A 14,073-nucleotide genomic window follows, 5' to 3' on the forward strand; every position below is an offset into this window, starting at 1 on the left:
GGTGGAATTAAAAAGATGTACTATGTTTAGATTAGAAGATATGAAGAAATATATAATCCTGTCGTTACTCTGCGGATGCTTATCTGCGAATGCCCAGACCATGGTTCCGCTTACGTATCGGCAATATATGGAGCGGGTTGCGGAAGGTAACCTTGAGTATGCGTCGGAGAAATTGAATGTGCCGGCCGCTAAGGCCGAGGTAACGGCGGCAAAGGTGTTTAACGATCCGAACCTTTCCGTGTCTTATTTCAATAATGAGAATAATTCCTTGCAAATGGGAGAAGGTGTTGAAGTAGAACTGAGCAAAACTTTCTCTTTTGGAAAACGGGGTGCGAATATCTCATTGGCACGTAGCGAGAGTGAGTTGACCGAGGCTTTGTTGGCCGATTATTTCCGGAATCTCCGGGCAGACGCTACGATTGCTTATATGGAAGCCTTGAAGCAACATGAGTTGTATAAGGTAAAGGAGAATGCCTATGAGAATATCCGGACATTGGCGGAGAGCGACAGTATCCGTTTCTCATTGGGGCAAATCCGTGAGGTGGATGCTACGCAGAGCCGGGTAGAGGCCGGGGTCTTACGAAACGAGTTGCTGCAAGCCGGAGCGGAATTAAAGAATGCTTTCTCGAACTTAAACTTCTTGACGGGGACTTTCAGTACGGATACTTTATTTCACCCAGAGGCTGAGTTACGTACGGAGCCTCGGGATTTTATTCTTGCTGACTTAATCACGGCGGCAAGCGAGGGGCGTACGGATTTGGTAGCCGCCTTAAAAAACAAGGAAGTGGCCGCTAGAGCCTTGAAAGTAGCTCGCCGGGAGCGGAATACGGATGTGGATTTGTCTATCGCCGTAAGCCGTAATGCCCGGGTTTATAATGAGGAAGCCCCGGCACCTCCTTTTACCGGAGTGACGGCAGGTATCGCTGTTCCTTTGAAATTCTCTAATTTCAATAAGGGGACGGTTCGTGCCGCTCGTTATCGGGAGCAACAAGCGGAAGCGCAATATAAGCAGGCTCTTTTGCAAGTACAGACGGAGGTGATGCAGGCATATCGTAATTATCAATCTTTCGCCGAGCAAGTTAATCATTATGAGGATGGGCTTTTAAGGCAAGCTCGTGAGGTGATGGATGGCAAGATTTACAGCTATAATAGGGGGGAAGTCTCTTTGTTGGAAGTCTTGGACGCCCAGCGTACTTACGATGAGGTACAAGCTCAGTATATTGAGACGCTGTTTAATTACAGCTCAGCCTTGGTCGAATTAGAACGTTCGACGGGTATTTGGGATATTGAGATTTGATTTGCGCTATAATTCAGAAAAGTAACAAGGGATAAATTGTAAGACGCTTACATTTCTATCCCTTGTTATTTTATCTGAATAAATCCATCAGTTTATCCGGTGATTGCCTAGTATCGAATATCTGATATTTCAGTAAATGATTCTTCTGCATGTTTAGACCATTGGATTTCTTTTACCATGAAGCCAACTTTTTTTGTAGTTTTTTCTTCAGCGCTTTTTGCGTACAATAATCCCCATTGTTGAAATCTACTTCAGATTCAGCTATCTTACAAGTTAATTCAGCCTCGTCTGGTGCCCAAGGATAAAGACTCTCCTTTTGCTTGGCAAGGCATAGACGTTTTATATAGGTCTCCACTTTCGATAATCTTTCCTCATCCATGCCTTTTATCAAGTCATAGAGATATTCTTTCCGTAAATTTAATTCCATCGTTGTCATAACGATTTGTTTTTTAGGTTTCTTAAACTAGACAAAGATAGCGTATATATTTGGATATTATGTATTTTTGCATCTAAAAAATGAGCGCATGATATTCTACTTTACAGGGACAGGAAACTCCCGTTGGGTTGCGGAAGCGTTAGGAACGGCTTTCGATGAGCCGTTGGTTTCCATTGCCGATGCGTTGAATGAGGGTAAGGATGAGAATGTTTATCCATTGAGGGAGAGGGAGAAAGTGTTTTTTGTGTTTCCTGTCCATTCTTGGGGGCCGGCTGTATTGGTGTCCCGTTTTATTTCCCGGTTGATCCTGTCTGGATATAAAGGGCAAGAGGTTTATTTCGTCTGTACTTGTGGTGATGATTGTGGATATACGGATCGGATCATGCGGAGCACCTTGGCGAGACGGGGAATTACCTTAACCGGAGGATTCTCTATACAAATGCCGAACAATTATATCTTAATGCCCGGCTTCGACGTGGATAGTAAGGAGGTAGAGACTGAAAAACTGAAAAAAGCACCGGAACGTGTAGACGAGATCGTAGAGGCGATCCGGCAGAAGAAAAATCCCTCTTTGTATTGTGCGGGAAGTGCCCCTCTTTTGAAGAGCTATATGGTCTATCCGTTATTTACTCACTTTGCGATAGGCAGCAACCGATTTTATGCTACGGATACCTGTATCTCTTGCGGTATCTGTGCGAAGGTCTGTCCGACCGGTACGATTTCCCTGTCGGGTGACGGAAAACCGGAATGGGCTGATACTTGCGTTCAGTGCGTTGCCTGTATTCATCGTTGTCCGGTGCGTGCGATAGAATATGGGACGATCTCGTTGAAAAAGGGACGTTATCATCACCCAGAGTTTAAGTAATCAATAAATAGAATAGAGAAATGAAGCAATTTTGTATGATGGCGCTTGCCGGCCTTTTGGTGGTTGGTTGCCAAGAAGTTCCAAAAGGATATGTTATCAATGGCGAGGTAGAGAATATGCCCGACGGCAAGATTTACTTGAAGTCATTCCGTAATAAAATGTTCTTTGACGTGGATACGGCAGAGGTAAAAGACGGGAAATTCACCTTTAAGGGTGAGGTAGATCAGCCTTTACTTTTTGGTTTGGCAACCGAGAATATGAACTATCCGGTTCAGCTCTTCTTGGAGAATACGGATATGAATGTCAAGATCGGGAATGACGGGGAGACCATCACCGTACGGAACTCGCCGGTGAATGATGTCTTTCAAGAAAATGCGGAGAAGGTATTTGAGGAAGGGTATGATATTGACAGTTTGATTTCGAAATATCCGGATTCTCCGGCGGCGGCGTTCTATCTATATCGTTATTTTACCTACCAATTATCTTTGGATGATTTGAAGGCGACTCGTGCGAAGATTTCCCCGGCATTGGCGAATAGTCCTTATGTGAAGGACTTGGACGGTATTATCAAGCAATTAGAACACGTACAGATCGGACAAGTCGCTCCGGAGTTTTCCTTGCCGGATACTGCAGGAGTTTCTGTGTCATTGTCGGACTTTAGGGGAAAATATGTGTTATTGGATTTTTGGGCCTCTTGGTGTCCCCCGTGTCGCAAGGAAAACCCTAACGTGGTAAATGCCTTCCAGCAATATAAGGATAAGAACTTTACGATCGTAGGTATATCCTTGGACAAGGATAAGGCTAAATGGCAGAAAGCGATTGCAGACGATCATCTGACTTGGGCTCACGTTTCCGACTTGAAATATTGGGATTCTGAGATCCCTGCTCTTTATGGGGTACGAGGTATTCCGGCAAATGTGTTATTGGATCCGAATGGGGTGATCATCGCCAAGAATATCACTGGAGAAGACTTACAGAATACCTTGAAGGAAGTGATTAAATAAGGATACGTTACTGCAACCCGCCTTGCAGTAGTGCTGCAAAGCCGTTGCAGTAGTATAAACAAAGGGAGTGTATTGGATTAAGCCTAATACACTCCCTTTGTTATGGATAAGTTATGGCTTTTCTTTATTTAAGCGGAATAAGGGTAAAGCCCCAGTTGTATTCCCGGTTTGCGGGTAATGTATAAGCTGGTTCCGGACGTGAACCCCAGCTATCATAACCTGCTACACCTTGTTGTTTCAAGTCGACGCAAACTTCAACGAAGTCGCGAGGCGTGATATTGTTGATATGATGCTGGCGACGTAATACGTTCTTTGCTGCGGCTTCATCATGGTTCGCTACTTGCTCTGGTGTGAAATTACTCCATTGACGGGGTAGCCCAGTTGCTTCCTCGTCATCGAAATCCTCTATGGAATTACGCAAAGCGTTAAATCCAATCGTATTATCCGCTTGGATCAACAAGCCTTTCTTGCCGGTACTAAGTGATACCCAACGAGTGTCGGTATGATGACCGTTTTCCTGCGGGCGTACATATGGGAAATATAATTCCTCGGCTGTAGATTTATATAAGCCGACCATACTACCGGCGTTTCTATCCAAGTAGTTCTCAGCAGGTCCTCGTCCGAAATATTCCACTTGATTCATGCTTGCCGGTAAGCGGAAGCGAACACCGATACGGGGAACATTCAATTTGGAAGCCTCTTTACGGGCGGCGTCACGTCCCGGAGTGAAAGTTGCCGTGCGAGTAGCTTCCGATACCTCGGTTTGGGCGGCATCCATATCCGTGGATGTGAAACGGGCGGCCACATTTACGGCTCCGCTTGGATAGATCGTATAATTAACAATGTATAGATTTCCTGCCGGCAATAAATAGTTCACGCTAACCACGGCGTTATTGCCATCCATAGTGACGGTAGCGTCTGTCACGTTGAAGTTCTTGCTGCTTTCCTTCCAGACTTGCAAGCGTTTTGGCATACCGTTTCCGTAATCGTTATCGGTCGGCGCACGCCAGAAGTTCGGTTGGATACCGAAACCCTCGCTGAAATATTCCGTACCATCCACTTTATAAGAAGTAACGATTCCTGTCTTCCTGTTAAACACGAAGTTTACCTTTGAGGAGGATGCCGATAAGTTATCTCCATTTGTCGAAACCGTTAATTTAGGGCCGCTGGTCTTAAACGCCTTCTTGGGGCTTTCGATCGGTAAGCGGAATTGATCGCAAGCGATTTCGTGTCCGATAGGGATTAACGGCTCTTTTTCTACGGTCGTTACGTTGAAGTTTACGAAATATTCCGTACCGGCTTGTGGCTTTAAGTTGCCTACGGGAACCGTAAATTCCTTAGAAGCTTGGGGTTCTATGTCCAAAGAGACTTTACCGGAGCGTACAACTTTATTATTGGCTGTTACGCTATAGTGGACCATATATTTCTTTAGGTTCGTGAAATAAAAACGGTTCGTGACGCGGAATAAACCGTTCGCTAAATCGATCGCCTCAAACCCGATATTTTGATGGGCGTATTTAACCTCTGCCATAGCGGGATGCGGGGTACGATCCGGGTTTACTATACCGTTGCAAAGGAAGTTTCCGTCACTAGGGGCGTTTACTCCATAGTCACCACCATAGGTATAATATTCACGTCCATTCTTATCTTTTTCCAAGATACCTTGGTCCACCCAGTCCCAGATGAATCCGCCTTGCAGGTTCGGGTATTTATAGATAGCTTTCCATTGATCCCATAAGTTGCCGGAAGAGTTTCCCATCGCATGTGAATACTCCGAAGGAGCTACCGGACGATCACTACCCTTACGCCCGATTTCCTCTAGCCATTCAGCGCTCGGGTATTGAGGTACGTACATATCCGTATTCCATTCCCAAAGGGCACGTTCATAGTTCACCGGACGATTCATGCTATTTATTTCCTTGTCTTTCAGATATAAATAAGTTTGATAGAAGTTGTATCCGTTTCCAGCCTCGTTTCCGAGTGACCAGAAAGTAACGCTCGGATAATTCTTGTTTCGTTCGTACATATTCATCGTACGGTCCATATGCGGGATCAGCCATTCCGGATTATTACCCAAAGTGCCGCCTTTTTTCAGGCTGTAATACATACCGTGAGACTCGATATTCGCTTCATCGTAAACATACAATCCGTATTCGTCGCAGAGTTCATAGAATTTACGGTCTTGCGGATAGTGGCATAGGCGGACAGCGTTGATATTGTTTTGCTTCATCAGCTCGAAATCCTTACGCATGAGTTCCTCGGTTACGTAATGTCCGGTTTCCGGGTTATGCTCATGAATATTGACACCCTTGAACTTAACCGGTTGCCCATTGAACAATAAGACCGTATAAGGTTTTCCGTCTTCCGCTACTTGGTCAATTTGCTTCATCTCGAACCGGCGGAAACCAACGTTGAATGGAACTACCTCGATTACCTTACCCTCTTCTTTTATCGTCATCAATAATTTGTATAGATTCGGATGCTCGGCACTCCAAGGGGCTACGTTCTTTAAATCATACTCGAAAGATACTGTTTGAGGACTTGCAGGACTTACCCATATATCATTAGCCTCGGAGGTCACAAGATTACCTTTTGCGTCCAAAAGCTCATATCCGACATTTAAATTTTTCGTTTCTTGGGTATGATTCTTTAAGTCTACCGCCAGTTTGAAGATTCCATTCGTATACGTATCGTCCAAGGTTGAGACGACACGGAAATCTTGAATACTGGCCTTGGGTTGAGACCAAAGGAATACGTCACGTTCGATACCGCTCATTCTCCAGAAATCCTGACATTCCAAATAAGAACCGGTGCTCCAACGGAATATCTTTAATGTAAGCACATTCTTTCCGGGTTGCAGGTATTTATTGATCAGGAACTCGGCGGGATTTTTGGAATCCTCGCTATAACCCACTTCTTTCCCGTTTAAATATACGTAAAGGCCGGATTTAGCTCCGCCGATGTGTAAATAAATATCCCGGTTATCCCAACTTGCGGGTATCTCGATGTCTCTGCGGTATACGCCAACCGGATTCGCTTCCGGCAATAACGGAGGTTGGGGATTTCTTGGTTTAAACTCGTAACCATGATTCGTATAAATGGCTACGCCATGTCCTTGTACTTCCCAGTTTCCGGGAACGGTTATATCATCCCATGAAGAGGTATTAACGGAAGGATCTGTGATATTTTGAGGAAGATCTTTGTAAGAGTCGACAAAGAAAAATTTCCAAGTACCGTTTAATAGGAAATAGTACGGGCTTTTCTCAAATCGAGAGGTGAGGGCGGTTTCTCGGTCCGCATAACTCATGAAGGAGCTTCTGGGTTTTTCCTTGTTTACGGCTACGACTTGAATGTCTTGCCAATAAGGTTTTACGGGTTGGGGTGAAGAACCGTCCGCATAAGCCATTCCGGAAATAAGGCAACCTAATGCTCCGGAAAGCATCATTTTTTTGATAGAGTTCATATTCATCGTATTTTATTTAGATTAGCACTGGGGAATTGAAAATTGAGAATTGAGAATTAGAAGTGACTCTACGTAATTTTCAATTCTCAATTCTCAATTTTCAATTATTTAGCTGCATAGTAAGAATATCCGTCAGCTACCTGTTGGAAAGCTAAAACACCTGCTTGGTTTAGCTCGACATTCATTTCCTTGCCATCGGGTAAATACATGACAACTTCGTCATCACCATTGAATTTTAATAATTTTGTGCTTTCTCCGTTAGCTTCTACATTCCAGCTTTGGTCAGCCTCGTTGAAAACTAAGTCAACCGCTTTCTCATCGCCTTCCTTTTGGATATGGTATCCATCAACTTTTGTTTCTACGGTATAAACGCCGTCTTTACCATCGATTGTTTTAACGTTACCTACATCCGCTACAGGATTACTTCCGCTCCAAAATTCGATAGAGTTGATCACAAGGACATCAGCCAAAGCGGAAATCTCGTAAACCGGGACAATCCAGAAAGCAATGAACACTAGCTCATTAACAAACTTACTGTCGATGCTTCTATTCCACGTTAAAAGTTTGTTTGTTAAACCAAAAGATCCTATACAGGACGAAAATAGGATACTACTTGCCACCGTAGTCGCTAGTAATAAAGTTAAGCTTTTCTTTTTCATAATTTAATAATTAGTTATTACAAGGGACGAAGATAACAACTTTTTCATGATAAATAGTGGTTATAAAGGAATAAATGGAATAAGTGCCTTAATATTAGTCAGGCTTCTATAAGTACGTAGTTCTGGCGGAACTCCGTTTATTACTCATATACACTAACTTCATGTTTGAATTTCAAACCATATACCTCTTTGATGTCCATAGCTCCATACTAAAAAAGATTATGGTTGAAAAGATTGTTTGTTAAATATTTTAATAATTAGGTGGTGTCGTTTTAGATTCGTATGCGAAAAATTAGTCTTTTTTGTTTTATAATTAAAAATAGTGCTATATTTGCTGCGTCTAATGATTATAAGTTCCGCCAGAACGATGAAGAAGCGCTTTCATGGTAGTTAACCGAGGATTTATAATTATACATTAATGATTTAGAAGAGTGAATATTATAAGAAACGAGATCTAAAATAGTATGCCTTAAGTCTTATAATAGTAACAGCTATTTAATAAACAAAAAACGATTCTTATGTTGAAAATTGTAAGACCTGTCAGTTTTGTTCTATTGTCTGCAGCGTTTTGTTCCGGGGGTGTGGTTCATGCTTCTGATCGTGCGGCGATAACTCCGAGGGTAGGTATTTCCCAGCAAGAAGGTAGTTTGAAGGGAACGGTTAGTGACAGTTTTGGCCCTGTGGCTGGAGCGTCAATAGTTGTAAAAGGTACTACGAATGGTACTGTAACCGACATGAATGGTAATTTCGTGTTGGATGTGAAGAAAGGGGATGTGATCCAAGTATCCTTTATCGGTTATCTAACTCAAGAATTCAAATATAATGGAGAGCCTTCCATCAATGTATCCTTGCAGGAAGATACCCAGAAATTAGATGAGGTGATCGTTGTCGGTTATGGTACGCAACAGAAGGCGAACTTGTCGGGAGCGGTAGCCCAATTGGATAGCAAGGAGTTGACAAGCCGTCCTATCTCCAACGTGTCTTCCGGTCTTCAAGGTATGATGCCGGGTGTAACCGTTACCTCGGGGCAAGGCCGTCCGGGACAGGATGGTAGTACGATCCGTATCCGTGGTGTCGGTACTTTGAACTCTGCCAGCCCATATATCTTGATCGATGGTATCGAAAGTGGCTCCATGAATGATATCGATCCGAATGATATTGAGAGTATTTCTGTATTGAAAGACGCTTCTTCCGCCGCTATTTACGGTTCGAAGGCTTCTAATGGTGTTATCTTGATCACGACAAAACGTGGTAAGACGGGTGCTCCTCGTATTTCTTATAACGGATATGTGGGTGCCTCGAAAGCTACTTCCATGATTGATCGTGTCAGCTCAGCCGATTACGCACGTTTGTGGAATCGTTTCGAGCCGGGACATTATAGTGACGAGGACATCCGGATGTTTGAGGATGGCTCTGATCCTTACGGACATCCTAATACGGACTGGAATGATGAGGCTTATCGGACAGGTTTGTTGCATAAGCACAATGTTAGTATTACAGGAGGTGCGGAGAACGTGAAGTATATGGCTTCGGCCGGATATTTAGGGCAGACGGGTATCCTTCCTAACTCAGATCGTAAACAGTTTAACGGACGTACGAATCTGGATATGCAGTTGACGAAGAAACTGGCTGTTCGGATGAACATGTCTTTTATCAAGAATGACTTCTCGGATCCGAATGCTAGCTATTATGGTGGTTCTTCCGACCAGATTATCCGTCAATTGAATATTATTAGCCCGATGATCCCTGTCAAGGATAAGGATGGCAAATACGGACAAACTAACGATGGTAACCCTATCGCATGGTTGGATTCCGGGCAGACGGTGGATAATTGTAACCAGAATTTTACGGGGGCACTTTCTGTTGATTATGATATTATTGATGGGCTGAAGGCTACTGTGACGGGTGCCTATGTGAACGAGGACCAACGTCATACGGAGCGAGTTCTGAGCATACCGGATGATCCGGCATCTGCGTCTCGTACCACTTCCTTGGTTGAACGTTTCGTGAATTGGAAACGTTATAATTTCGATGCTTTGCTGAATTACAGCAAGAACTTTGGTCAGCATGGCTTGAAAGTGATGGTAGGTTATCATGCGGAGAAGTATGAGGTTAGCAAGAATCAGATGCAGAGGAATAATTTCCCGAGTAATAGCCTGAATGATATGGATGCCGGTGGGGCTTCTACACAAACAAATGATGGTTTGAGCCGAGAGCTTGCCATGCTTTCCTATTTTGGGCGTATTAATTATGATTTTGCGGGAAAATATTTATTAGAGGCAAACTTCCGTGCGGATGCTTCCTCTCGTTTTGCTCCGGGACATCGTTGGGGATATTTCCCTTCTTTCTCCGGTGCTTGGCGTATCAGCGAGGAGGAGTTTATGGAAAGTACGCATGATTGGTTGAGCAGTTTGAAGATTCGTGCTTCTTGGGGTATGTTAGGTAATCAAGACGCCTTAAATAAATCGAATCCTTGGGAGAACCAATATTATCCTTGGATGCAGACTTATAATTTGGATGGTAATTATCCTATGGGAGGCAACTTGACGACGGGATATTATCAGAAAGCCTATCGTATCGAGGATTTGTCATGGGAGAAATCTACGACTTGGGGTATTGGCTTGGATGCGGTTATTAATCATGTGACTTTCACGTTTGATTACTATGATCGCAAGACTACGGATATCATCATGGAGGTACCGGTCCCGACTGAGTTTGGCTTGGATCCTTATTTCGACAACGTGGGTTCTATGCGTAACCGAGGTGTCGAGGTACAGCTAGGTTATAACAATAAGTGGAATGACTGGTCATTGAATGTGATGGGAAATATGGCCTATAATAAGAACAAGATCGAGGATTTAGGAGGTGTAGACCGTATGACAAATCCTGATGACGGTGATTTGTGGCGTTTTGTTGGAAAGCCAATCGATTCTTACTATGTATATAAGGCTGATGGCTTTTTCCAATCTGACGCGGAGGCACAGCAATGGATGGATACCTATAAAGGAAAAGACGGCTACCCGTTCGGACAGGATTTCCAAGCTGGTGATTTACGTTATGTAGATACGAATGGAGATGGAAAGCTGGATGCGGATGACCGTGTATTGTCTAAGACTATCAATCCAGTTGTTACATTTGGTTTGAACTTGAATGTAGGCTATAAAGCATTTGACTTGACTTTAAACTTCACCGGTGCGGCTAATGTAGGCCGTGCGTTTACGAAAGAAGCGTTTGGTGAGTTCTCGGGTAGTGCCGGACATCCTTCTACTGCATGGCTGGATAGCTGGACACCGGAAAATACCAATGCAAGTATGCCGCGTGTAGCGGAGTCTAGAAAATCTCCGAGTGAGGCTTCTAACGTGATGTCTGATTTTTGGGTAATTAATACCAGTTACCTGCGTCTGAAGACATTGCAATTGGGATATACGCTTCCAAAGAGTGTGCTGAACGCTATCGGTTTGTCGAATGTACGTGTTTATTATTCTGCGGAGAATTTGTTTACGATAGATTCTATGCCATTGAACGTAGACCCGGAGACGGTTAGTTCCCGTTTGTCTAGCTACCCATTAGTGATGACAAATTCTTTTGGCGTAAATGTGACATTCTAATTAGTTAAGACCATTTAAATAGAAGATTTTATGAAACGATTATCAATATATATGTTGGCGGCTGGTATGGCTGCGTTATCTACTTCGTGTTCGGATTTTCTGGATACGGTGCCTAAGGATCAGTTGGCTCCTTCTACCACATGGCAGACAGAGGCGGATGCGAAGGGCTTCATAGTAGGCTGTTATAAGGATTTGCTAGATGGAAATACGTTGCTTTATCTGGATTGTGGCTCAGATATAGGCTATAATAATTTCCCTTGGGAAGGATTCCGCCCGTGGGGGGATGGGTCATTGTCTAGTTCTAATCCTGGGCAGATCCTTTATGATTACAAGTCGATTCGTAAGGCGAATACATTCTTGGAGAATGTAGACAAGGTGACGTTTTCTAGTGACGCTGTAAAAGCTAATTATGTGGCTCAAGCTAAAGCGATCCGTGCTTATAAGTATTTCTTGATGAATTGGTGGTATGGTGGTGTGCCTATTATTAGTTCTTATTCAAGTGCGGACGAGGCTAAAGTGGAACGTAATACGGAACAAGAGGTACGCGATTATATAGCTAAGGATTTAGACGAGGCCTTAGCTGGGATTGCGGAGGCTCCGGAGGCTCGTGGCTATATCGCTAAAGGTGCTGTTTTAGCTATCAAGATGCGTGAGGCTTTGTATTATGGTGATTGGCAAAAGGCAAAAGACGCAGCTAAGGCAATCATTGATTTGAAGCAGTATGAGTTGGATCCGGATTATACGAATCTTTTTAAGGTATCGGGAGTGGATTCTAAAGAGATAATCCTAGCGGATCAGAATATTGAGACGTTGGACGGATTGGGAACCATCGGGCAAATGTATAATAATGTTGACCAAGGTTGGTCTTCTATCGTCCCGACCCAGAATTTGGTGGATATGTATGAAATGTCAGATGGATTGACGAAAGAAGAGTCGAAGACTTATGACGCAAAGCATCCGTTCGCGAATCGCGACCCTCGTATGGCCATGACCATTTTATATCCGGGACGTGACTGGAGAGGTGATGTCTTGAATACTTTGGATGAGAAACTTCAAGATGGTACTGTCAACAAGAACTTCCCGACTTATACAGATAATGCTTCCAAGAGTGCTTTGACTTGGGCGAAATACTTGGATCCGATGGATCAATATGGAGATGTTTGGAGTTCGGGAGCTTGTCCGATCGTATTCCGTTATGCGGAGGTTCTATTGACGTATGCGGAGGCCGCGAATGAGCTGAGCGGTCCTTCTGATGAGATCTATGGTTATTTGAACCAGATCCGCCAGCGTGTAGGAATGGGGGAAGTGGATAAGGCTAAATATGGGACGAAGGATAAACTTCGTGAATTGATCCGTCGTGAGCGTACGGTAGAGTTGGCCGGCGAAGGCTTGCGCCGTGCGGACATCGTCCGTTGGCAGGAAGATGGAAAGATGCTTGCCGAGAAAGTCATGAATGGTGATTTGTTACGTGTTACAGGAACGATTAATTATGGGGAGTCTGAGCCTACTAAACGTGCGGAAATCACGGGTACGGCTGTTATTGAGACTCGCCAGTTCTCTTCTCGTAACCGTTACTTGCCGATTCCTCAAACAAGCATGGATAAGAATCCGAACTTGAAACAGAATCCGGGTTATTAATTTCCTATAAAGATGTTAGATAAAGAAGGGGGAAGGCCGAGAGGTTTTCCCCTTTTTTAGTTACATTTGGCGGATACTGAGATTGTATGTCTCATGTGTGCTTTAAGTATATAAATTGATTCCGTTATGAAAAAGAAACTGATAGCTTTCGTTTGCTTTCTTCTCGTATCCTTGTCTGGTCTGCCCCAGTTGCCTGTACGGTTGAACGAGCGTCCGGTGGTGTTGAATACGTCTACCGGGGTATTAAAAGGGAAGATGGTAACTCCCAATCAGGAGTCCGGTTATCCTGTGGTATTGATCATCCCCGGCTCCGGCCCTACGGATATGGACGGGAACTCCGCCGCCTTGCCGGGTAAGAATAATTCCTTGAGATATTTGGCGGAAGGGCTGGCAGGGAAGGGTATCGCTTCCCTGCGTTATGATAAGCGGGGTATCGCTTCGAGCGCCTCGGCCGGAAAGGATGAGTATTCCATGCGTTTCGAGGACGGGATCAAGGACGCACGAGGCTGGATCGATTATTTAAGCAAGGACAAACGGATCTCCGGAATCTATGTGTTGGGGCATAGCGAGGGAGCGTTGGTCGGTATGGCGGCTTCGGTGGATAATCCGAAAGTGAAAGGATACATTTCGGTGGCGGGTGCGGGGCGTCCCGCTTATGAGATCATAGAGGAACAGATGGCCGGTCAACCGGAAGTGATCCGGAATATGGTGAGATCCATAAACACGTCCTTGAAGGAAGGGAAGCTCGTACCGGACGTGCCGATCGGTTTGCAAGCCCTGTTCCGCTCGTCGGTACAGCCTTATATGATCTCATGGTATACGTATAATCCGCAGGAAATCATCAAGAAACTAAAAGTCCCGGTGTTGATCTTGCAAGGGGATAAGGATATGCAAGTATCCGTAAAAGACGCCGAACTATTGAAGCGATCCCAACCTTCGGCCGATTACCATTTGATCGGGAATATGAACCATCTGATGAAGACTTGCGATACGATGGATCAGCAAAAACAGATGGCTACCTATACCGATCCGGCCCTTCCGTTGCATAAGGATGTGCTGATATTAATTGAAAAGTTTGTGAGTAAACCTTGAACTGTTGTATC

The 14,073-nt window shown here is 44.2% G+C and carries 9 protein-coding genes; 6 read left to right on the forward strand and 3 right to left on the reverse strand.

Annotation, left to right across the window (positions count from 1 at the left end):
* Window positions 1-22: 22 nt before the first annotated feature.
* The gene (locus BDI_RS01125; protein WP_036631153.1) at window positions 23-1,297 is read left to right on the forward strand and encodes a TolC family protein; all 1,275 of its coding nucleotides are present in this window, start codon (window positions 23-25) and stop codon (window positions 1,295-1,297) included.
* Window positions 1,298-1,469: 172 nt separating this feature from the next.
* On the opposite strand, the gene BDI_RS01130 is transcribed toward BDI_RS01125, so the two are convergent.
* A complete protein-coding gene (locus tag BDI_RS01130) occupies window positions 1,470-1,733 on the reverse strand; it encodes a hypothetical protein (RefSeq protein ID WP_008774097.1) in 264 nt (87 codons plus the stop codon).
* An 88-nt stretch (window positions 1,734-1,821) separates the two neighbouring features.
* On the opposite strand from BDI_RS01130, the gene BDI_RS01135 reads away from it, so the two are divergent.
* Together BDI_RS01135 and BDI_RS01140 are read left to right on the forward strand one after the other, a co-directional pair.
* Window positions 1,822-2,598, forward strand: a complete 777-nt coding sequence (locus tag BDI_RS01135) for an EFR1 family ferrodoxin (protein WP_008774096.1) — start codon at window positions 1,822-1,824, stop codon at window positions 2,596-2,598.
* Window positions 2,599-2,618: 20 nt separating this feature from the next.
* Window positions 2,619-3,602 carry a TlpA disulfide reductase family protein gene (locus BDI_RS01140; RefSeq protein WP_008774095.1) on the forward strand — a complete coding sequence of 328 codons (984 nt, stop codon included), beginning with the start codon at window positions 2,619-2,621 and terminating at the stop codon, window positions 3,600-3,602.
* Window positions 3,603-3,726: 124 nt separating this feature from the next.
* Here BDI_RS01140 and BDI_RS01145 read toward each other — a convergent pair whose 3' ends face one another.
* Window positions 3,727-7,065 (reverse strand): glycoside hydrolase family 2 TIM barrel-domain containing protein, encoded by a 3,339-nt coding sequence (locus tag BDI_RS01145; protein ID WP_011965928.1) that lies wholly within the window; start codon window positions 7,063-7,065, stop codon window positions 3,727-3,729.
* A 104-nt stretch (window positions 7,066-7,169) separates the two neighbouring features.
* Window positions 7,170-7,724 (reverse strand): DUF3332 domain-containing protein, encoded by a 555-nt coding sequence (locus BDI_RS01150; protein ID WP_005861730.1) that lies wholly within the window; start codon window positions 7,722-7,724, stop codon window positions 7,170-7,172.
* Between the two features lie 518 nt (window positions 7,725-8,242).
* On the opposite strand from BDI_RS01150, the gene BDI_RS01155 reads away from it, so the two are divergent.
* From BDI_RS01155 to BDI_RS01165, 3 genes are all read left to right on the forward strand, one after another.
* A complete protein-coding gene (locus tag BDI_RS01155; RefSeq protein WP_011965929.1) occupies window positions 8,243-11,332 on the forward strand; it encodes a SusC/RagA family TonB-linked outer membrane protein in 3,090 nt (1,029 codons plus the stop codon).
* A gap of 30 nt (window positions 11,333-11,362) precedes the next feature.
* Window positions 11,363-12,970, forward strand: a complete 1,608-nt coding sequence (locus BDI_RS01160) for a RagB/SusD family nutrient uptake outer membrane protein (protein ID WP_005861734.1) — start codon at window positions 11,363-11,365, stop codon at window positions 12,968-12,970.
* Between the two features lie 126 nt (window positions 12,971-13,096).
* A complete protein-coding gene (locus BDI_RS01165; RefSeq protein WP_005861736.1) occupies window positions 13,097-14,062 on the forward strand; it encodes an alpha/beta hydrolase in 966 nt (321 codons plus the stop codon).
* Window positions 14,063-14,073 lie beyond the last annotated feature (11 nt).

The organism is Parabacteroides distasonis ATCC 8503, from assembly GCF_000012845.1.
Taxonomy (GTDB): Bacteria; Bacteroidota; Bacteroidia; order Bacteroidales; family Tannerellaceae; genus Parabacteroides; species Parabacteroides distasonis.